The sequence below is a fragment of the Niallia sp. 01092 genome (assembly GCF_052318935.1).
In the GTDB taxonomy this organism is placed as follows: Bacteria; Bacillota; Bacilli; order Bacillales; family Cytobacillaceae; genus Niallia.
The window spans coordinates 87464-109971 of the sequence record NZ_JBQRKO010000015.1 but is presented as its reverse complement, the minus strand read 5'-3'; the positions used below and the strand labels follow the sequence as shown (position 1 = coordinate 109971).

Genomic DNA, 22508 nt, shown 5'->3' with positions numbered 1-22508 from the left:
TTCGCCTTGCTCGGATGCTCATTACCAGGAAAAAGAGGATGAACGACTAATTACGTCACGTCCTGTGACAACATCGTTCTGACCAACATCCTGTTGCCCGCCGCTCCTCCCAAAGCTTCACGCCTCGAAATACAAACGTTTTCGATCAGCCTAAAGTTTCTGCAATTATTACATTTTCTACTCCTCTTTTTATTATTTTTTACAAATTTCTTCCAAATCACTAATAATAGAAGGAACGGTATCCCAATCCGTTATACTTGCTCCTGATGCCAGCGGATGCCCGCCTCCATTATACTTCTTGGCAATAACATTAATTATTGGTCCTTTTGAACGGAATCTTACTCTGATTTGGTCTTCTTCTTCAATAAAGAATACCCATACTTTAACACCTTTAATGTTTCCTAAATTTCCAACAAGCATAGAAGCTTGAGAAGGTGTTGCCTCAAATTGATTTAATATTTCTTTTTTTATCGCCATATATGCTACGCCACTTTCCACCATCACAAAATTTTGCAGCACATATCCACTTAATTTAATCACATTCGGGTCTAGCTCATACATTTGATTATATATATCTGTTCTGGAGAAATCATAATTAATTAGATCTCCAGCGTAACTGAACGTTTTTTCTGTTGTACTCGGGTACAAAAATCTACCCGTGTCTCCTACAATTCCTGCATATAACAGCCTCGCTGCTTCATCATTTAATATTAACCCTTGTTCTTTGCCAAATAAATAAAACTCGTAAATCAATTCACTAGTAGAACTTGCAGACGTATCTACCCAGACAAGATCACCATATGCATCATCATTTGGATGATGGTCTATTTTAATTAGCATGTCTCCTGTTGTATATCTTTTATCACATACTCTGTCTTGGTTGGCAGTATCACAAACAATCACTAATGCATTTGTATATTCACTATCTTCTATTACATCTAGTCTTCTTAAAAAATGTAAGGACGTTTCTTCTTTACCAACTGTGTATACTTTTTTAGTCGGAAATGATGCTTTAATGATTTCCGCTAGTCCACCTTGTGATCCATATGCATCTGGATCTGGGCGAATATGTCTATGAATTATGATTGTTTCGTATTTTTTTATAGCATCGAGTATATTTTGTTTCATATTTTTCTCCTGTCCACTTTAAAGTATAAAAATTTTTATGTTTCTAGTTAGATAACTGTCTAGCTCCAGCGCCTAACCCTTGTGAAAAATAACCCTTTGCCTCTAAAAGTAAGGCTGTTTTCTCCGAGTTTGTTGTTTTTATGTACTCAGCAGACTGAATACACGTAGACTCCTGTGGGAATGCGAGAAAGACGAGACCCCACACGAGGAGGCTCGACGCTCGCCCACGGAAAGCGAAGTGTATTCGGGCTGCGGGTTTAAAAGCAACAATCTATACGAAACAGCCAAAAGTAAAGTGCACTTTTGAGCCAAGAGAACATTTTTCTTCGGGTCTATTCAAGGCGCTTCCGCTTTTCTTTGTCTAGCTTCAGCGCCTAGCCCCTGTGAAAGATAACCTCTTGTCTCTAAAAGTAAAATGCACTTTTGAGCCAAGAGAACATTTTTCTTCGGGTCTATTCAAGGCGCTTCCGCTTTTCTTAATTTCTATCAATCAATTGGCACATCATCATTGCCTTGCCTACGAGAACGTCTTGGTTAAATACTTCCACATCCACTTTTCCAAACTTTCTTCCAACTTCTAAAATTTTCGGGAAAATTTCAATGACACTGTCCATCTGAACTGGTTTGATAAAGTAGATGGTCATGTTTTCGACGACAAGGTCTCCTTTTTTATATCCTCCTCTTAACACTCTGTTTACTGCTTCTGTGACGATAGTAGTAAATACTCCATACGAAATAGTTCCAATATGATTAGTCATTTGTGGGGTGACTTCACACGTAAAAGAATTTTCCCCTTTTGCTTTTCCTTTTGTTAATACCAGCTGGTTTGTCACAATATCATCAATTGTTTCGCCTGTTTGCGGCTGCCTCTGATTCATCTGCAGTGCTTTTAATACATCTTGTCTGCTTATAATCCCAACTAAATGATTTGTTTCATCTACAACAGGAAGCATTTCAATTCCTTCCCATACCATCATATGGGAACAGGAAGCCACACTCGTCTTCCCGCTTACAGTCATCGGTTGTTTTGTCATAATCTTATCAATAGATAGATCATTGGATTTTCCAATGATATCCTTGGAAGTGATCATCCCTTGTACTTTCATATTTTGATCTACAACTGGAAACCTTCCATGTAATGTCTCCTGATTAAGCTTATGCCAATCCTCTACTTTATCCATTATTCTTAAATAGACTGTATCCTCTAACGGAGTTAATATATCTTCAACAAGTACGATTTCTTTTTTTATTAATTGATCAAAAATCGCTCGATTAATCATTGCTGCAACTGTAAAAGTATCATAGCTAGTTGAAATGACGGGAAGTTGCAAATCATCAGCCAACCGTTTGATATGATCTTCTGTATCGAAACCGCCAGTAATTAATACTGCTGCCCCTGCTTTTAAAACAAGCTCATGTGCACGAACACGATTTCCGATAATTAATAAATTTCCTGCACCAGTGTAGCGCATCATAGCATCTAGTTTCATTGCACCAATGACAAAACGGTTTAATGTTTTATGTAAGCCTGCTTTTCCACCAAGAACTTGTCCATCGACAATATTAACGACTTCTGCGTAGGTTAGCTTTTCGATATTTTCTTTCTTTTTTCTTTCAATACGAATGGTACCAACTCGTTCAATAGTGCTTACATATCCCTTATTTTCAGCCTCTTTAATCGCGCGATATGCAGTTCCCTCACTTACACTCAGCGCTTTGGCTATTTGCCTTACAGAAATCTTTTCACCAACTTGCAATTCATCAATATAACTTAATATTTGTTCATGTTTAGTAGCCAAAACGTTCACCCTCATTTTTATTTCCAATACAAAAGCAATTACTTAATTAAAAATTCAGATTGAAAATTCTGTACTTTTTATAATTATGTATCTGTTACTTTTTAAATCCAACACAAATAAAAACACAATTATTATCTTTATTATAGAGTCTATATGCGCCGGATTCAATTACTTATCTTTTCTCAAGTAAGGAAAACAAAAAAATATACGTAAAGAAAATTTCTTTACACAGAAAACTCCCATGGAGACGCGTACTCGTTCTTCATGGGAGTTTTTATGAATAATAACATTCGTGTATTATTTGTCCTGTCCACTACTTCTACTGATAATAACGAACCTTTTTTCTCTTTTGCATCTTGTTGATTTTTTTATTTGGTTGCTGCTTATTTTTTGGTGTATATAAAATAGCGGTTAAATTCCCTGCTATCACCATAAGCGCAAATGCTAGCCAGCTGAGGGAGAAAACACCAGCCAAACCATCATTATATGGTGCCAGTCTTGGAACTCCATAATATAGAAGTACTCCACATAATAACAAACATAATAAATATCTATTTTTATTCATACTATTTCCTCCTTCCTCTATTATTCCCATTTTATGCGGACAACGAATAAAAATGTCTAAGCGAAAAGTATTTCGCCTCTCAAATGTTTACAAGTCTGTTATATGTTGATAATCTAAATAGATAAAACATATAAATCAATAGATTAGAAAAATTTTTCCTATCGTTCTTACTGAGAATTATTGTTCGAACTAAATAAGTGTCTTTTAAAATAGCCTACCCTGAAAAGAAGTTCCGCAGCGTGAATACACTACGCTTCTTGCTTAGCGAGCGCCGAGCCGCTTCGTCGCTACGCTCCTGCAGGGTCTCGTCTGTCTCGCTTTCCCGCAGGAGTCTTCGTGTATTCACGCTGCTCTGCGCTATAAATGTGGAGACTGCTTCTTTCCATGTGCCATGGTGCAAATTTTGTTGCATGGGTGTCTACCCTGAAAATAAACTCTGTCAAAAGGGGCTTTCCAGCTCGTTTTTCCGCAGGAGTCTCGCAGATTCTCTTCTTAAAAACAACATTATCGATTAACAGAGGCAATAAGATAAAACAAACTATTTTTGGAGGTAATTTTATATGGAAGAACAATTTAAACTAATAGGAAATTGGATGATGGAAGAAGAAATAGATTTTACCTTTTTAACTTCCACCGATAATATTTTTTATTTTAGCGGGTTTTATAGTGATCCACATGAACGATTACTAGCATTAATTTTATTTCCTCAAGAGCAGCCAATTTTAATTTGTCCTGCTATGGAAAAAAATGATGCTAAAAATGCTGGATGGAAATATGACATTATCGGCTATAGTGATATAGAAAATCCATGGGAAGCTATCCACCAGAAGATTACTGCTAAAACACATACTGTAAAAAAAGTTGCAGTGGAAAAAGATCATATGAATGTAAGCAGATACGAATCTCTTCGCAGCGGTTTTCCTTCTATAAAACAATTTATTTCTGCAGAAGAAAAAGTCAATCAGCTGCGCATGGTGAAAACAGAAAAAGAACTTTCTTACATACGCGAAGCATGCAAATGGGCTGATTATGCGATAGAAGTTGGGTGTAGTGAAATTGCAGAAGGGAAAACAGAAATGCAAGTCCTGGCTGCTGTTGAATATGAATTAAAGAAAAAAGGGATTGCGAAAATGTCTTTTTCTACAATGGTTCTTACAGGGAAAAACGGAGCATCTCCTCATGGCAACCCAGGGGACACACCCATTCAAAAAGGAGATTTTGTTCTGTTTGATCTAGGTGTTGTAGTAGACGGCTATTGTTCTGATATTACAAGAACCGTTGCTTATGGAGAGGTCAGCGATCAACAAAAAGAAATTTATGATACAGTTCTTAAAGCACAGCTTGCGGCAATTGAAGCATCAAAACCTGGTGTAGCCTGCAAAACGGTTGACCTGGCTGCGAGACAAGCCATTCGCAATGGAGGATATGGAGAATACTTTCCTCATCGTTTAGGGCATGGTCTGGGTATTAGCGTACATGAATTTCCTTCCCTGACAGAAACAAATCCATTAGTGCTTCAAGAAGGAATGGTGTTTACGATTGAACCTGGAATATATGTGCCGAATATTGCAGGCGTTAGAATTGAAGACGATGTATATGTGACAAAAGATGGCGTAGAAATATTAACTAAATTCCCGAAAGAGCTGCAAATACTATAAAATCTAATGCGTGAAGGTGACTCAAAAAGGTTATACAAAACTTTTAGTGTCAGCGCTCTAAGGAAAAGAAACTGCTTGCTTTAACATGAAGCAGCATTCTGAAAAAAACGGAGCCTCCAATGTTGATATATCTAACCATTGGAGGCTCCGTTTACTTTTGAGTCACTCTTATGCTTTTTTGTTATTGTCTGTTTTCGTTGGAACTGCTTGGTCAATCGCTCCATCATTATACGCTTCCTTCACTTGAGCGATTACTTCATCTGTTCCATTTCCCTCGAATGTGCCACTAACTGTTTTATTTTCATCTTTACGATTCATTCCATGTAATCCTCCTAATATAAATTCTTTTTTATTCTCTCATGAGCAAGGAAAGATTATGCATGTTCAGTTATATATTATATAATATATACATAAAGGAGGTTTCTTAAAATGAGCTTACATTATGAAAATATACTTGTTGCTGTTGATGGTTCACTAGAAGCGGAAAAAGCGTTTAATAAAGCGGTTGTTTTAGCAAAAGATAATAATGCAGCCATTGTAATTGTACATGTCATCGATACTCGCTCATTTGCAGCTGTTGCTGCGTACGATCAAGAAATTGCCACAAAAGCAGATGAATATGCCAATGAATTAATTGATAAATATATGGAATTTGCTAAACTAGCAGGCATTTCCAATGTAAAAAAAATAATCGAGTTCGGATCACCTAAAGTAATCATTTCAAAAAATATTGCTAAAAAAATGAATGCTGATTTAATTGTATGCGGTGCTACTGGTTTAAATGCTGTTGAGCGATTCATTATTGGAAGCGTTTCAGAAGGAATTACAAGAAATGCACCATGTGATGTACTTATTGTTCGCAGCGATAAGAAATAATTTAACATATCCACTTCTTTACAAACAAAAAGGGTACCTAATTGCTTAAACATCACCTTTATTTTTCCAAACGGAAAGTAAGTGAAAACAAGCCTATTAGGTTACCCTTTTTTATTATTTACTGTTGTTTACACATGCCTTTGCTTTCGCAATTGCTAGTTTAATTTGTTCAAAGCCTGTACCACCAGCACTGTTTCTACGTTGAACAGCCGTAACTGGATTTAATACATGATAAATATCATCCTCAAACAACTCACTTGCATCATTAAATTCAGCTAAAGATAAGTCGCTTAAATAACAATTTTTATTTACACAATATAAAACAAGTTTTCCAACAACCTCATGTGCTTCACGGAATGGCATACCTTTATCTGATAGATAATCTGCTAATTCCGTTGCATTGGAGAAGTCATTTTTAGTAGACTGTTCCATTACATCCGTATTAACTTTCATCGTTTCAATCATGCCAGCAAAGATTTTTAATGAACCAGTAACCGTTTTAACTGTATCAAACATACCTTCTTTATCTTCTTGCATATCTTTATTATACGCAAGCGGCAAACCTTTCAACACCGTTAGAAGACCCATTAAGTTTCCATAGACACGACCAGTTTTACCGCGAATCAGCTCAGCCATATCTGGATTCTTTTTCTGCGGCATAATGCTGCTTCCTGTTGAGAAGCTGTCATCTAGATCAATAAACTTAAATTCCTGGCTTGACCATAAAATAATTTCTTCGCTAAAACGAGATAAATGCATCATTAAAATCGAACTTGTTGATAAAAATTCTAAAATAAAGTCCCTATCACTTACAGCATCCATACTGTTTTCATAAATAGAATCAAACTCCATTAATTCAGCACTATACATGCGGTCGATTGGGAAGGTTGTCCCTGCTAATGCCCCAGCACCAAGTGGCGAAACATTAATTCTTTTTAAGTTCTCCTGCAATCGACTCTTATCTCTTTCAAACATCCAAAAATATGCCATTAAATGATGGGCAAACGAAATAGGCTGTGCTCTTTGTAAATGAGTATAGCCAGGCATAATCGTTTCCACATTTTCTTCTGCCTTTTTAATCAGCGCATTTTGAAGCTCTTCTATGTAAGAAAGAATGACTTTTACTTGTCTGCGCAAATATAAATGCATATCCGTAGCAACCTGATCGTTGCGGCTTCTGCCCGTATGAAGCTTTCCACCGACAGGACCAACTAAATCTGTCAGTTGGCTTTCTAAATTCAAATGAATATCTTCAAGTTTAACGGAAAAAGACAATTCCTCTTTTTCTGCCTTTTCTTTTAATGTAAGCAAACCGCTTTTGATTTTTTCGGCTTCTTCTGCTGTTAAAATGCCGGTTTTAGAAAGCATTGTCACATGGGCAATGCTCCCTTCTATATCTTCCAGCACTAATTCTTGATCGAAAGGAATGGATGCGCCGAATTCATCTACCCATTCCTCTGCAGATTTTGTAAATCTGCCGCCCCACAATTTTTTCACACTGTCACCTTCTTGTTGTTTTCCACAATACTTTGAACTTTTGTTGGAAGACCCCATAATTGAACAAATCCAACAGCCGCTGAATGATCAAACTCATCCTCTGAGCTGTAAGTTGCCAATTTCTCATCATATAGAGAATATGGAGATTTTCTTCCTTCAATAATAGCATGACCTTTAAATAATTTCACGCGAACTGTTCCTGTTACGTTCTTTTGTGTTTCTTTTAAGAAAGCCTGCAATGCTTTTGTAATTGGGGAGAACCAAAGGCCATCATAGATTATCTCTGTTAGCTTTTTCTCAATAACCGGTTTGAAGTGTGCTACTTCTTTCACCAATGTAATATCTTCTAATTCTTTATGTGCTTTAATTAATGTCATAGCAGCAGGACACTCGTATACTTCACGAGATTTAATTCCTACAAGACGATTCTCTACATGGTCAATTCTTCCAATACCGTGTTTTCCTGCAATTTTGTTTAATTCCAAAATTAAATCAGATAATTTGTATGGAATGCCGTCAATGCTTACAGGTACCCCTTCTTTAAAATCAATTTCGATTACATCAGCAGTATCTGGTGTATTCTCTAGGCTAGCTGTTAATTCATATGCTTCTTCCGGAGGAGCAGCCCAAGGATCTTCTAATATTCCACACTCATTCGCACGGCCCCATAAATTTTGGTCGATAGAGAATGGGCTATCTAAGTTGATTGGAATTGGAATTTCTTTTTGTTTTGCATATTCAATTTCTTCTTCACGTGACCAGCCCCACTCACGTACTGGAGCTAATACTTGCAAGTTTGGATTTAATGCTTGGATGGATACTTCAAAACGTACTTGGTCGTTTCCTTTTCCTGTACATCCATGTGCAACTGCTACTGCATTTTCTTGTTCCGCAACTTCCACTAGTTTTTTTGCAATTAGTGGTCTTGACAATGCAGATACTAATGGATATTTTCCTTCATATAAAGTATGTGCTTGTAAAGATACTAACGCAAAGTCTTGTGCAAACTCTTCTTTTGCATCAATAACGTGTGATGATACTGCTCCAACAGATAATGCTTTTTTCTGAACAAAGTCCAAGTCTTTTCCTTCGCCTACGTCAAGGCAGCATGCTACTACATCATACCCTTGATCCTGAAGCCATTTAATTGCCACTGATGTATCTAATCCACCTGAATACGCTAAAACTATTTTTGGATTTGCCATTATTTGTGTTCCTCCTATATATACGAATAAATATTCATTAATTTATATTTTTATTCAAAAACTATACTACTCACTTTAACAACTTTTATACGGAAATTCAATAGTAATTATATAAAAATATAAAAAAATTTATTTGTTTTATTCTTTATGCTAGAGTACTAGTTATATTTTGGAGAAAATCAGATGAGAAAGCTGAAAATTAAAGAAAATAAGGGTTATATCCTCCCTGGATTTGTTTGAAAATTTACACTTCAAGTCCTATATATTTAGAAAAGATCATTTATTCACAACTAGAGGAAATAGAAAAAAGAAAGCAGCTTGCTTTCTTTTTTTTATGCATAAAGTTATTCATATTTTTTGAAGTTCACTTACTATATGACTTAATTCAGGAAGAATCAGTTTTTTCATTGCTAAACGCACCGCACCTGTTGATCCAGGGGTAGCAAAAACAACTTTATTATGAATAGTTCCCGCTATTGCTCTCGAAAGAATGGCAGCAGACCCAATATCTTCCGTGTAGCTCAGCATCCTGAACAGCTCGCCAAAACCATTTAGCTCTTTTATAAATAGTGGTTTTAGTGCTTCAATCGTTACATCCCTAGGTGAAATTCCCGTTCCTCCATTTAACAATACTGCATCGATTTCTTGTGATTGTACACCGAGTATAACTTCTTTTCTTATTTCATTCATATCATCTTTTATAATAATATGTTCCGAAACAAAGTGATTTTTTTCCTGTAAAAGTTCCCTCATTAATTTTCCGCTTGTATCTGTATCAACTGTTCTTGTATCACTGACGGTAATAACTTTGCAATTTATTACTTCATATTCTTGTTTAATATGTTTATTTTGACTCATTTGACACCTCTTTATCTTCTATTTAGACTCTATCTTTATATTGTTTGCCTCTATCCTATGAAGTAATAGGTCATTTTCATGTTTAGCAAACATATGCAGCATATGCATCGGTCTGGTCATCGCAACATAAAGCAGTTTTATGTCTATTTCCTCCATCTGAAAAACTTCTTGCAAAGAAACAATCAATACTGCATCAAACTCTAATCCTTTTGATAAATAAGATGGAACGATAATGATGTGTTTTTTTTCCAATTCTTCACTTTCCCTAAGAAGCTGGATTGGAAAATCTGTATGCTTTTTAAATAACGAATGAATAAGTCTGCATTCTTGATCTGTTTTTCCGATTACTGCAATGGAATAATAGCCTTGCTGGTGAATATTATTTATTGTTGCAGACAAGCTTTCAATCAGCTCTAACTTCTTATTATACGAATGAAAAACAGGTTTTTCTCCCCGGCGAACCACTGGTTTTACTTTTGGCATATTCTTATCCACCAGATTTAAAATATCATTGGCTGCTTTCATGATGTCAATTGTAGTTCGATAGCTTTTCTCCAGCGTTAAATAATTTGCTCTTGGAAATACATCCTTTCTTAATGTGTGCCAGTTTTTTAAACCTCTGAATGAATGGATGCCTTGTGCCAAATCACCGACTAATGTGAACATATCTGTTTCCAAGCCTGCTTTTAAAGCATAAAGCTGAAGTGCACTATAGTCTTGCGCTTCATCAATGACGATATTTTTCGCCTTTAACTCTTTCTCAATGCCAAAAATTCTGTGCTGCATATAAAAAAGGGCGCCTAAATCCTCTACTTCGACCTGCTTTTGTTTTAATAGCTTTTGTTGAAAAGCTACAATAAAAGTAATTTGCTCATCTGTTAAATAATCGGAAGCATAATCTTTCCATATTTGTTCACTGGAAAAAAGGGTTTGATAATATCCGTAAAGCGTATTAGTCGGCATTTTATCCATGTACTTCTTGACTGCTGTTTTCGCTTCCTTTTTTATTTGGTTTATTCTTTCCTCTTTTTTATCTAAAAAATAAACAACACGTTCTTTTCTTTTTATTGGATCTTTAATAGCAAGGGCATAATCCAGGGCATTTTCATACTTTTCGGTCAACTTATTTAATATGATTGTTTTTTTTCGTTTTAAATCAGCCTGCAATACGCCTTTGATTTTTTGTTTTCTTTTTAAAAATGGCAGATAATCATACTCTTTTTTAAATAATCTTTGCAGCTTCTTTGCGCCGTATAATGGAAACTTTTCTATTCTAAAATCCTCTTTTGGACTCATTTTATCCATTATTTCCTCTAGATAGCGATCCAGTACTTTTTTATAAATGAGCGACCCTTTAAAGTCAGCCAACCATTTGATCATCTCTTCATTTTCATATTGATGTTGAAGCAAGCCTATTAGCTTGTCATTTGGTTTCATCATTTTTATTTTTTTGCCTATGCATAATTGAACATAATCGATATAGGTTGTTTGCCTGATCTTCTCTACCCCTAAATCAGGTAGTGCTTCTGAAATATATCCAATAAACATATTGTTTGGTGCAATGATCATGAGCTGCTCTGGTTGAAAATATTTTGCATAATGATAAATAAAGTAGGAAATTCGATGCAAAGCAATGGTGGTCTTGCCACTGCCTGCTGCACCTTGCACAATAATCGGCCGGTTAAGATCAGCACGAATCACTTTATTTTGTTCTTCCTGAATGGTTGATATAATTTCAGTCAGGCGCTGATCCGCTTTTCCAGCTAATGACTGCTGCAGCAGTTCATCTGTTGTTGTTAAATCAATATCCTGATAATGAATAAGGCTTCCATCCTTCATTTTAAATTGCCTTTTTAATGAAAGATACCCGTGTATTTCTTCTTCATTCGCTAAATAAGAAACGTCTCCTAAGCGTCCGTCATAATAAACATTTGCAATTGGAGACCGCCAATCTACTATGATTGGTTTTTGTGTATCTTTTTCATATAAGGACGTTTTTCCAATATAATAGATGCCTTTGTGCTTCTTCCCTTTCATTTGATAATCAATTCGAGCGAAATACGGTGCATTCATCAATCTTTTTAATGTATGTAGTTCTGTAGTCGCGATATGCAGAAATCTGCTGTTTGTTAATAGTTGTATATAGCTCAAGCTGCTGTCTAAATAGTCAAGATCAGCACTTGCCTGTTTTATATCTACTTCCAAGTTTCCCTTGCTGTGCAATGCTTCTTCGATGACTTGCTCCATATATTGTTTCGTGTATTCAAGGTATTCCTTTTCAGCTTGAAATTCCACATCAATATGATGATCCATTCCTATTCTCCTTTCTAGGAAATGAGGCAGATAAATTTAATGGTTGGGAGGGGATTCTTCCATGTCTTTTAAAAGAAGATAACTTTTTTGATAATATTTATGGGTGAACTCCGTTATTTTTCTTGTAAACTGATAGTTTGCTCCACTGCCAACTATCATGCCAATGGTAGAGGATTTTTTGCTGAAGAAATAAATACATAAAAGTTTCACACTTTGCTTCACTAATAAAAGAAAGGTGCTCTCATCGACTATTTCTTCTTTTCCTTTGTAAAAATAATCTTGCTTATATAAATCTTCCATTAATTCAATCCACGCCTCTCCTTGCAGTTCTTTAGGAAGACAGGCTGCATGAAATACTTTTAATACCGCCATAATTTCATATGGACTAATTGCCGGACGTCCATATATTGAGGCAATGACTTGAATAGCACGAAGATTTATCACTAAAATCGCTAATATATCTGTTAATAGTAAAGAAGATTTTCCGATTCCTGTTGTACACCCTTGCCCAAATGCCAACATTCGATAGCGTGCGATTTGCTCTTTTACAATAAAGTTTAATTGATCAAGCGTCAGCTTATTCATATCTTCGAGGCTAAAAATCTCTTCATTAAATAATCTTGCAGTTTGCATTATTTTTTCGGAGACATTTTTTTGAAAGGTGGAATTAAATAGGATAGAGTGAACATAAAACAGAGAACTGTCCAATATTATAAATAAGGATTCTTTTGTTGTATCTGGAAGCAATGATATTCCCCTATCCATAAATCTCTTATATACCATTTCTCCATAAGTTGGTTCATAGTCATATAATTGCTGTTCCCATTTCTCTATTGTATGCAAGTAATATTTTTCACTTTTCGTTAAAGGCATTTTATCTCCTCCATACATATTTCTTCCAGTTATATATTGTAGGATATCACAATGTTGCCTAAAACAGTTACAAAAACGAAAAAACCCGAATTTTGTACACTTTATTGTGTACGTAACTCGGGTTGTTATATATGCCATAGTTACTGGATTATTATTTTGCTAATCTTACTACATCACGAGCAATCATTACTTCCTCGTCAGTAGGAATAACAAGCACTTTTACAGGAGAATGCGGATAGTTAATAAACGCTTCATTTCCTGATAATTTATTTAATGTTGGATCCCAGTATACTCCCATAAATTCAAGACCTTTTAGTACTCGAGCACGAACGATTTCACTATTTTCACCAATACCTGCTGTAAAAATAATTGCATCTACACCGTTCATTCCTGCTGCATAGGAACCAATATATTTATGAATATGGTCTGCAAATACAGTTAAAGCAAGTTCTGCTCTATCATTGCCTTCATTTGCAGCTTCCGTAATATCACGTAAATCACTAGAGAAACCAGAAATCCCTAATAAACCACTCTTTTTATTTAAAACTTGCAGCACTTCATCTGCTGTTTGATTTGTTTTATCCATAATATACGGGATAAGAGCTGGATCAATATTACCAGAACGTGTACCCATTGTTACCCCAGCTAGTGGTGTGAATCCCATGGATGTATCAATTGATTTACCGCCTTCAATTGCTGCAATACTTGCACCATTTCCTAAGTGACAAGAAATTAATCGTAATTGATCAATAGGACGATCTAATAATTCTGCTGCACGTTGTGAAACATATTTATGTGATGTTCCATGAAAACCATATTTACGAATGCCAAACTTTTCATAATACTCATAAGGAAGGCTATATAAATATGAACTTTCAGGCATTGTTTGGTGGAAAGCTGTATCAAACACAGCAACAGCAGGAACATTCGGCAATACTTGTTGGAATGCACGAATACCTGTAAGGTTTGCTGGGTTATGAAGTGGTGCTAATTCAGATAATGCGTCAATTTTTTCTAATACTTCTTGTGTAATTAATGCAGAATCTGCAAATTCTTCTCCACCATGAACAACACGGTGTCCAATTCCTTCAATCTCTTCTAATGAAGCGATAATGCCAAGCTCTGTTAGTTTACTAAGTAAAATTTTAACAGCTACATCGTGATCTGGAATTTCTGTCACTTCTTTAATTTTTTCTCCATTTGCTGAAATATTAAAAACAGCCTCATTTAAACCAATACGTTCGATTAAACCTTTTGTAATCACTTCTTCACTTGGCATGTCAAAAAGTTGAAATTTTAATGAAGAACTTCCTGCGTTAATTGCAATAATTTTTGCCATAAAATAAATTACGCCCCTTTTATATAACAACATTTTTTGTGTAATGTCTGACACAGAACAGTATTATTATGTACAACAGACATCATAAGTATCTCTCAATTTCTCATTTAAACATTGTACTAGCAACATTTCAAGCACTTAATCAATAGTTCTGTGTTTTTTTAAGTTTTTATTGAATTTTTTCATTAAATTGTCAAACATGTGAAGAAAATAGTAGTAACTGTTTTATTACATAATTATGCTTGTTTATTTTCTTTTATCCACTCGTCAATCTGCAGCAATATTTTTTCCATCTGCGTGATATTTGAAAGATTTGGTATCTTCGCAAGGAGCACTTGATTCGGCGTCTGAACGCTTTCCCCTTTTTTCTGCAGCACTAAAATACTTTTCGCTGCCTGTTTATTTTTAAATAAAGAAAAAGGCAATTGCAATATACTTTGGATATATACTTTTTCTTTAAAAAATTGATGCAATTTTCCTGCTTGTTCACTTTCAAATAACCCATTTGGTACCATGCAAAATACGTACCCTCCATCTTTGAGATGATTAATACTTTGCTCTAAAAAAAGATGATGCGCATAGGAATGCCCAGTCTCCGCCTTCAGCATATACTCGCTTGCACCTATATCATTAGGATAATAACCGACTGGAAGGTCACTGACAATCACGTCTACAGGATCGATAAACAGTTTTTCCAAACTATCTTGATTATAAAATTGAATAGGCTGCTCTTGTAAATTTGCATTGATATAAGCAAGCTGCAATAATAACTCATCAATTTCGACACCAAATGCCTCTATATGCTTCCCTGGCTGATGATTAATAATGGTCGTTAACAAATTTCCTGTTCCAACGGCTAAATCAAGGAGACGCATCTCTGTTGGTCTATAAAACTTTTGCACAAGATAACCGATAAACATACCAATAGAATCTGGTGTCATTTGGTGATTAGCTTGTACATTTTCTTGCATTCCCTTTAGTATCGCCAACTGAAAACTTTTACGTATTTCCTCTTTGCTATACGTATCCAAAGAAACAGATTCATAGCTTTTTTTTAACCTTTTGACACTGTACTCACTTAAGTTTTCTAGTAATATAGCTTCTTGAAATATATTTTCCCCTGTTAACGCTAACGCTTCTAAGTATGTACAATCTTGCTCTTCTTTTATGACAATCGCTGTTTCATTAAAAACAGTAAATAATTTTTCCACTGGAACCATTTTCATTTTAATACCACCCAATTTTTATTTCCACTTAATCTCTTCCATCGATAACATTTGTGATCTTCACAAAGTAAAAAGTCTCGAAAAGTTTCCGAGACCCTTACTATTATTAACAATGCAATTGCATTTGTAAACATTATATTATTTTGCTTGTTTTACTGCTTCTATTGCTGCTTCATAATTAGGATGATTGGTTGCTTCTGCTACATATTCTACATAAGTTACCGTATCGTTAGCATCTACAACAAAAATTGCACGGGTTAATAAACGCAGCTCTTCGATTGCAACACCATATGCTTTTCCAAAAGAAAGCTCTTTATGGTCTGAAACGGTTATCACCTTGTCAATGCCAGCTGCAGCACACCATCTTCTTTGAGCAAATGGCAAATCAGCACTCACTGTAATAATCTGCACATTTTCTAGTTTGGCAGCTTCTTCATTGAAGCGGCGTGTTTGAGCATCACAAACTCCTGTATCAATAGAAGGAATGACACTAAATAAACGAACTTTCCCTTTGGAGCTGTCTAATGTTACTTCAGACATGTCGTTTGCTAAAACAGAAAAATTTGGCGCTTTATCTCCAACCTTAATTTCCTTTCCAAGTAATGTTACTGGTTGGTTTTTAAACGTAATCGAAGCCATTGTTTTTATTCCTCCACTTTTTTTCAATATGTACTATATTTTCATCATATCTTTTGATGGCACCAATTGCAAAGAAAAAGGTCTGACATGATAAGTAAATCGTTGTAAAAAGGACTTCCTCCTTCGATTCACTTTTTTTATGTCAGACCTTGTTTTTTTATTTATTGGCTCTGTTAAATTCCATTGTTGATTTTCAAAAGGTCAGGGAATCCACTCCCTTTCCTATAAACAACCCTATCGTTTAACAGAGCCTATTCATTTAATCAAGCTATTTAAAATCAAAACTCAATATCTTCTTTTGGTTTTGATGGTTGTGGATTAGGTGATGCTGATTGTTGATTATTTTTTGAAAGCATTTGTTGGATTTTTTCAACTACTTGTGGTGCAAAGTCTAATATTTTTTCATAAAGATGAGTACTTTCATCTAAATGAACCATTTTTACTCCTTGACTGTTCACAATTAGAAAAGCAATTGGTGTGATGGAAACTCCTCCACCGCTACCTCCACCAAAAGGGTGCTTCGCATTCAAATTTTCTTTTGAAGAATTATTTTCCAGTGTAAACTCACTTCCACCTGCTGCAAATCCGAAACCCACTTTCGATACTGTAAGAATAACACTTCCGTCCGGTGTTTCCACAGGATCTCCTATGATGGTGTTTACATCAATCATTTCTTTTAGACTTTCCATCGCAGTTGTCATTAAACCTTGAATTGGATGATCTGACATATTCTTATTCCTCCCAATATTTCACTATTTATTTTTGGACAGACGTAGTGACATCATTTGATTTAAATTTAGGAAATCCGCCTTTCCAAAATTTCACGATTTTAATTCCTGCTACAATAGCATTCCCTAGACGGAATTGAAACATACACTTAAATAATGTTTCTGATTGCCTTAGTTGAAATTGCGGATTAATCGTTATTTTCGGTATATTCTTCATTTTCATATGGTGACTTAATATACCTATTATCGCCCCTTTAACCCCCCATAACGCTCCAGCAATTGTTCCTGTCTGGGCAGCATCACCTAATCCTACAATTGTATGCCACTCGATATTTTTTACGGTGACTTTAGAAAAAAAATATCTCATAATTCGATTAAAATTTGTTACATGCTGCAAAAGTTCTTTAGTATTAGAGAGGATGTTTAATAAATCTTCCGCTGAAAATTGTTTTATTTTCTTATTATCTTCTGAATCATTTATTTCTGTTTCTTCTTTCACTACCATAGTAGGAGAATTATTATCTATTTTAATTAAAGGTATTTTCTTTTTATATTTTATAAGTCCAAATAATACTCTGATTTCAATCGATAAATCATCATTATCTTTTGCATGATAGTATTGTACATTTACTGTTAGTTTCATTAAAAATAGTAAAATAAGCAGGAACAAAATAATGCCAACAATATTTAAGATTTCCATCCACTTCACACCTTTCAGCAATCTATTATCGGTATTTTCTCCAAAAAATAAACCTGGATTTTACAAGTTTTAGGAAATAAAAAATGAGGCCTTCATTAGTCGAATTACCGACTATCGAAAACCTCATTTTATAAATCATATTATGATGATTTTACTTAACATGAACAACTGCTGTATCGGCAAATAAATCATGCAAGCCTTGTTTTTTTGGCAAAAATGCTACTAATACGTAAAGAATAAAAATACTTGCAGAAATAAAACGACCAATCCATTCTCGGAAAAGAACCGTATCCCACGACAAGTGCTCCTTCTTTAACGGTATTACTTTTAATCCAAATATCATTTTTCCTAATGTTTGCTTCAAAAATTTTGTCATGAGGACAAAATATAAATAAAAGACAACCGCTGTTGAAATATTTACAGTTGAAAAAATTCCACCTTCATGCAACGGAATATCCATCCAGCGAAAAATTGGGTAAATAAGAATTCGATTGAGACTCCCGATAATAAGCAAATCTGCTAAATATGCCCAAAACCTCATCCAAAATCCTGCATATTGAAATTCGTTTACTTGTGCAATTGCATCCATTTTATTTAACGAAACGGATTCATCCTGTTCGTTCATTGCTGAAACGATGTTTTCTCGTTGTTCATTTTGTTCTTCAAGATCAGAATAATTACTCATGTTCTCCCCTCCTATTCTGCATATAAGTACATAAGACGAGGCGAATTTGTATTTGTAACAAGTTTTAACATGTTAGCTATGTCTTTATCCTCACCCATTAATTTTAATTTGTTGGCACTCATTCCTAGAATGGAAGCAAACCCAGTATTATCTGTATAACTTACAACTGTAGGATTTTTTAACTTATAATCTTTTTTCATTTGCTCTACTACATCGTCAAAATAACCAAAATCGTCAATTAAATTTAGTTCTTTCGCTTGGCTTCCATCGTAAATTCTTCCATCAGCAATTTTTTTCACGTCCACTTGTGACATTCCTCTTCCATCAGCAATTACTTTTACAAAGCCTTCATACGAATTATTAATCATTGTTTGCAGAATATCTTTTTCTTCTTTTGTCATGTCTCTTGAAGGACTCATAATGTCTTTATAAGGACCACTTTTAATCGTTACAAAATCGACACCATATTTTTCTGCAAGTCCTTTATAATTTACGCCATGCATAATAACACCTAGTGAACCCGTTAATGTTTCAGGACTTGCAAAAATTTTGTCAGCTCCTGCCGATATATAATAGCCGCCAGAAGCAGCCATTGATCCCATCGAAATATAGACTGGTTTTTTTGCTTCTTTTTGAATTTCTGAAATTTTATCATGTATTTCTGCACTTTCCACTACTCCGCCGCCAGGAGAATTTACTTTAATAATAAGTCCTTTTACATCATTATCTTCTTTTATGTGGTTTAATTTTTCCATAAAGGCTTGATGATTATAACCCGGTGAAGATAAAAGCGATGCCGGATCCCCTCCTGTATCCTGAATCGTTCCATTCACATCCAATACAGCAATTTTCTCCATATCATTTCCATCTTTAATAATATCCTCAGCAAATGCATTATTTTTTTCATTTAGAATGCCTTCAAATGCACTTTCCCAATCTGTCGTCATAGCAGTTGATACTGCGCTTGTTATAGCCGAAAAAATAAAAATAGCCGCAGCAATCCCTAAAGCTGCCCATCTTTTTCCATTCATGTAAAAATTCCCTCCTAAATTAACTTCATCAGTATATACGGTCCTTTTATTAAAATGTTTCAAAAATAGGGAATTTTATTATTAAAATCGTGTTTTTTTACAAAAATAATCCTGCAAGCACACCTTTTAGCTGCTATAAGGCATTATCAATGCTGAAAATTGGATTTTTTATTAGGCTCTTTTCGTATAGATTGTTGTTATGTAACCCGCAGCCTGAATACACTTCGCTTTCCGCGGGCGATTGCCGAGCCTCCTCGTCGCTATGCTCCTGTGGGGTCTCGGCTTTCTCGCTTTTCCCGCAGGAGTCTACGTGTATTCAGGCTGCTCAGTACTTCCACAATGTTTATTATTTTATTCAAAAACAACAAACTTTTAGAAAACAGCCTTTTATTATAAATAAAAAAGAAGCATAGAAATAAAAAAATGCTCCTTTTATCTACCAACAACTTCTTGTTTTTTCTGCTTGGTGAATAGTAGACTTAATTTTGTTTTTGACAACGAATAAATAGCCAGAGCTGTCCATATAAACAGAAATGCGATTAAATGGGTAGATGTAAACGCTTCATGAAAAAGAAATACCCCTAATAGCAAAGTTAAAGTGGGTGTAATATACTGAATAAACCCTAACATAGAAAGAGGAATTCTTTGGGCTCCTTTTGCAAAAAAGAGCAATGGAATAGCCGTTAACACTCCCGTCATCATTAATAATACATCCATACTAGTAGAAACCGTTACCAGTGCATGGTCTCCTTTTATAAATAAGTAAATCATATATCCAAGCGCAAATGGTGTTATAAACATTGTTTCAATCGTTAAACCAATCTCTGAATCTAAAAAAAGCAATTTTTTCGTCAGCCCATATAAACCAAAAGTAATAGCTAATGATAAAGCAATCCATGGAAACGTACCATGTGAAATTGTTAAGATCAGGACACCGACTGCTGCTAACGCAAAGGAAAGATATTGAGCTTTTGTAAGCTTTTCTTTTAGTACGATCATACCTAATAGCACACTAACTAATGGATTAATATAATAGCCAAGACTTGTTTCAATCACTCTGTTTGCATTTACTGCCCAAATATAAATAAACCAATTGCCACTGACTAGGACAGACGCTATAAATAAATAGAATGCCTGTTTTTTATTCGTTTTAAACGATTGCAAAGTAATGAAAACTTTTCTCCATTTTTTTGTTGCCAGTACAAGAATAATCATAAAAACAAAAGACCAAAGAATTCTGTTTGCTAATATTTCATCTGCACCTACTTCTTGCAAGTACTTCCAATAAACAGGGAATAATCCCCAAATCAAATAAGCTATCGCTGCAAAAACGGCACCTATTTTCACGTCATGTTTTGACATCCATATCGCTTCTTTCTATTATCGAAATATTCCCAATTATAATGCTAAAATATTATAAAAACAACAATTTTAAAACAAAAGACTGTTTTCTCAAAGTTTGTTGTTTTTTACGTTAAAAAAATAGGAAAAGAAGTACTCAGCAGACGGAATACACGTAGACTCAAGTGGGAATGCGAGAAAGACGAGACTTAAGCAGAGCGTATGCTCACGAGGAGGCTCGACGTTCGCCCGCGGAAAGCGAAGTGTATTCCGTCTGCGAGTTTAAAAGCAACATTCTATACGAAAACAGCCAAACAAAAAAAGATTAGATACTATACATCACTAACCTTTTTTGTTTTTATTTTTACTGGATGGAGCCACACTCATACATAACCTTTCCGCCAATCACTGTTTTTGTTACTTTTAGTTTTTCTATTTCTGTTTTTTCTATTTCAAAAATATCCCGATCTAAAACAGTAAAATCTGCGGCGTTGCCTTTTTTAATGACTCCTCGTTCTGTTTCACGGCAAATGGCATAGGCACTTCCTTTCGTATATAAACAAACTGCTTCATAAACAGATAGCGCCTCTTCCATCTGATAACCTTTCTTGCTAACATCAAATTTATTTGTTCTAGTTACTGCAGCTTGTATCCCTAATAGTGGACTTGCTGACTCAATTGGCGCATCTGAACCACCAGCACAATGCACCCCTTCTTCTAATAATGTTTTCCATGCATAACAATATTTCATATTATCTTTTCCAAGTCGATCGATTACCCATGGAAAATCAGATGTGACAAAACATGGCTGAATATCTAATATAACAGGTAATTTTTTCACCCGTTCCAACAAGTCTTCCCGAAGCATCGTTGCATGGATTAAACGATCTCTCCCAAACCCTTGTAACGGGTGTTTTTCCATTGCATTTAACACCATTTCAAATGCAGCATCGCCAATTGCATGTACGGCAACAGGAATTTCTTTTTCCCGTGCAGATTTTACTAGGTTATTTAGCTGCTCTTGTGTAAAAATACATACGCCTCTTGTTGTTGGATCATCATGATAAGGTTTGCTTAAAAATGCTGTTCTGCCGCCAAATGCACCATCTGCAAATATCTTCATTGCTCCTAGCTCTACCCATTCTCCACCGCTTAAATATTTCCCATTTGCTTGTACCATGTCGGAAAACACTTCATGGTGCACCAATAAATGCGTACGAAAGAAATTGCCATCTTCTTCTATAACTTTTTTAAACGTACGATAAGTTCCTTCGTATCCATGATAATAATATAAATCTTCTGTATGAGCACCTGTCAACCCTAATCGGTAGGCAGCTTTGATTGCTGTTTTTAATGCTTTTTCGACATATTCATCGGTTGCTTTTGGCAAATGCTTTTTAATAAGCTCTTGTGCTTGATCTTTTAATATCCCATTTAATACACCATCTTCGTCGCGTTCTATCACTCCTCCAAACGGTACTTGTGTTTGTTCTGTTACCTCTGCTAGCTGTAATGCTTTAGAATTCACGGCAATAGCATGTTTACATATTCTATGAAGGAGGACAGGATGGTGCGGAACAATTGCATCTAATTCCTTTTTTGTAAATGGAGATTTCCCCTCCCATAAATTCTCATTCCAACCATCTCCAATGACCCATTCCCCATATGGAATTTTTTCAGCAAAACGAGCAACTTTCTGAAGCGCCGCCTCTTGAGAAGTACATTCAGAAAGATCTAATCGCAGCAGCTTTTCCCCGTAGCCGATAAGATGCATATGACTATCAACAAAACCAGGAAGCAAAGTGTCGACATGTAAATCAATTGTATTATCTATACGAGGTTGATACTTTTCCTCTAATAATGCTTTTTTACCATAATCTACAATAGAGGAACCTTCTATGTAAATTGCTTCTACTTTATGCCCTTCCTCCTGTAATGTATATATATTTCCTCCAAATATTAATGTTCCCATGATACTCCTCCTGAAGAAAGCTGTTCGAAATAAATAAGCAGATATGTATATATTAACGATACAATCTGCTTATTC

The 22508-nt window shown here is 35.1% G+C and carries 20 protein-coding genes; 2 read left to right on the top strand and 18 right to left on the bottom strand.

What is annotated here, in order from left to right; translation table 11 throughout:
* Positions 1 to 192: 192 nt before the first annotated feature.
* From ACTXGU_RS15075 to ACTXGU_RS15065, 3 genes are all read right to left on the bottom strand, one after another.
* The gene (locus tag ACTXGU_RS15075) at positions 193 to 1128 is read right to left on the bottom strand and encodes a DHH family phosphoesterase (protein WP_443482349.1); all 936 of its coding nucleotides are present in this window, start codon (positions 1126 to 1128) and stop codon (positions 193 to 195) included.
* A 476-nt stretch (positions 1129 to 1604) separates the two neighbouring features.
* A complete protein-coding gene (locus ACTXGU_RS15070) occupies positions 1605 to 2927 on the bottom strand; it encodes a DRTGG domain-containing protein (RefSeq protein WP_443482348.1) in 1323 nt (440 codons plus the stop codon).
* A gap of 319 nt (positions 2928 to 3246) precedes the next feature.
* A complete protein-coding gene (locus ACTXGU_RS15065) occupies positions 3247 to 3492 on the bottom strand; it encodes a hypothetical protein (protein WP_443482347.1) in 246 nt (81 codons plus the stop codon).
* A 560-nt stretch (positions 3493 to 4052) separates the two neighbouring features.
* On the opposite strand from ACTXGU_RS15065, the gene ACTXGU_RS15060 reads away from it, so the two are divergent.
* Complete coding sequence (locus ACTXGU_RS15060) at positions 4053 to 5150, top strand: M24 family metallopeptidase (RefSeq protein WP_443482346.1); 1098 nt, start codon at positions 4053 to 4055, stop codon at positions 5148 to 5150.
* A 168-nt stretch (positions 5151 to 5318) separates the two neighbouring features.
* On the opposite strand, the gene ACTXGU_RS15055 is transcribed toward ACTXGU_RS15060, so the two are convergent.
* Complete coding sequence (locus ACTXGU_RS15055) at positions 5319 to 5468, bottom strand: hypothetical protein (RefSeq protein WP_443482345.1); 150 nt, start codon at positions 5466 to 5468, stop codon at positions 5319 to 5321.
* 111 nt (positions 5469 to 5579) lie between these two features.
* Here ACTXGU_RS15055 and ACTXGU_RS15050 point away from each other — a divergent pair, with 111 nt between their 5' ends.
* A complete protein-coding gene (locus tag ACTXGU_RS15050; protein WP_443482344.1) occupies positions 5580 to 6026 on the top strand; it encodes a universal stress protein in 447 nt (148 codons plus the stop codon).
* Between the two features lie 114 nt (positions 6027 to 6140).
* Here the strand turns inward: ACTXGU_RS15050 and argH are convergent, their stop codons facing one another.
* From argH to ACTXGU_RS14980, 14 genes are all read right to left on the bottom strand, one after another.
* Positions 6141 to 7523: an argininosuccinate lyase gene (gene argH / locus ACTXGU_RS15045; RefSeq protein WP_443482343.1), complete on the bottom strand. Its 1383-nt coding sequence runs from the start codon at positions 7521 to 7523 to the stop codon at positions 6141 to 6143.
* Positions 7520 to 8728 (bottom strand): argininosuccinate synthase, encoded by a 1209-nt coding sequence (locus tag ACTXGU_RS15040; protein ID WP_443482342.1) that lies wholly within the window; start codon positions 8726 to 8728, stop codon positions 7520 to 7522. The genes argH and ACTXGU_RS15040 overlap by 4 nt, the downstream gene beginning before the upstream one ends.
* 348 nt (positions 8729 to 9076) lie before the next feature.
* The gene (locus tag ACTXGU_RS15035) at positions 9077 to 9586 is read right to left on the bottom strand and encodes a MogA/MoaB family molybdenum cofactor biosynthesis protein (protein ID WP_443482341.1); all 510 of its coding nucleotides are present in this window, start codon (positions 9584 to 9586) and stop codon (positions 9077 to 9079) included.
* An 18-nt stretch (positions 9587 to 9604) separates the two neighbouring features.
* Positions 9605 to 11899 carry an RNA polymerase recycling motor HelD gene (gene helD / locus ACTXGU_RS15030; RefSeq protein WP_443482340.1) on the bottom strand — a complete coding sequence of 765 codons (2295 nt, stop codon included), beginning with the start codon at positions 11897 to 11899 and terminating at the stop codon, positions 9605 to 9607.
* Positions 11900 to 11935: 36 nt separating this feature from the next.
* Positions 11936 to 12772 carry an EcsC family protein gene (locus ACTXGU_RS15025; RefSeq protein ID WP_443482339.1) on the bottom strand — a complete coding sequence of 279 codons (837 nt, stop codon included), beginning with the start codon at positions 12770 to 12772 and terminating at the stop codon, positions 11936 to 11938.
* A gap of 151 nt (positions 12773 to 12923) precedes the next feature.
* Positions 12924 to 14111 carry an acetate kinase gene (locus ACTXGU_RS15020; RefSeq protein WP_443482338.1) on the bottom strand — a complete coding sequence of 396 codons (1188 nt, stop codon included), beginning with the start codon at positions 14109 to 14111 and terminating at the stop codon, positions 12924 to 12926.
* Positions 14112 to 14347: 236 nt separating this feature from the next.
* Positions 14348 to 15337, bottom strand: a complete 990-nt coding sequence (locus tag ACTXGU_RS15015; RefSeq protein ID WP_443482337.1) for a class I SAM-dependent methyltransferase — start codon at positions 15335 to 15337, stop codon at positions 14348 to 14350.
* A gap of 138 nt (positions 15338 to 15475) precedes the next feature.
* Positions 15476 to 15976 carry a thiol peroxidase gene (gene tpx / locus ACTXGU_RS15010; protein WP_443482336.1) on the bottom strand — a complete coding sequence of 167 codons (501 nt, stop codon included), beginning with the start codon at positions 15974 to 15976 and terminating at the stop codon, positions 15476 to 15478.
* A gap of 278 nt (positions 15977 to 16254) precedes the next feature.
* Positions 16255 to 16704 carry a GerW family sporulation protein gene (ytfJ, locus tag ACTXGU_RS15005; protein ID WP_443482335.1) on the bottom strand — a complete coding sequence of 150 codons (450 nt, stop codon included), beginning with the start codon at positions 16702 to 16704 and terminating at the stop codon, positions 16255 to 16257.
* A gap of 28 nt (positions 16705 to 16732) precedes the next feature.
* Positions 16733 to 17404, bottom strand: a complete 672-nt coding sequence (locus ACTXGU_RS15000; protein ID WP_443482334.1) for a DUF2953 domain-containing protein — start codon at positions 17402 to 17404, stop codon at positions 16733 to 16735.
* 151 nt (positions 17405 to 17555) lie between these two features.
* A complete protein-coding gene (locus ACTXGU_RS14995; RefSeq protein ID WP_443482333.1) occupies positions 17556 to 18089 on the bottom strand; it encodes an RDD family protein in 534 nt (177 codons plus the stop codon).
* Between the two features lie 11 nt (positions 18090 to 18100).
* The gene (gene sppA, locus ACTXGU_RS14990) at positions 18101 to 19120 is read right to left on the bottom strand and encodes a signal peptide peptidase SppA (RefSeq protein WP_443482332.1); all 1020 of its coding nucleotides are present in this window, start codon (positions 19118 to 19120) and stop codon (positions 18101 to 18103) included.
* Positions 19121 to 19552: 432 nt separating this feature from the next.
* A complete protein-coding gene (rarD, locus tag ACTXGU_RS14985) occupies positions 19553 to 20482 on the bottom strand; it encodes an EamA family transporter RarD (protein ID WP_443482331.1) in 930 nt (309 codons plus the stop codon).
* Positions 20483 to 20825: 343 nt separating this feature from the next.
* A complete protein-coding gene (locus ACTXGU_RS14980) occupies positions 20826 to 22433 on the bottom strand; it encodes an amidohydrolase (RefSeq protein ID WP_443482330.1) in 1608 nt (535 codons plus the stop codon).
* Positions 22434 to 22508: the final 75 nt, after the last annotated feature.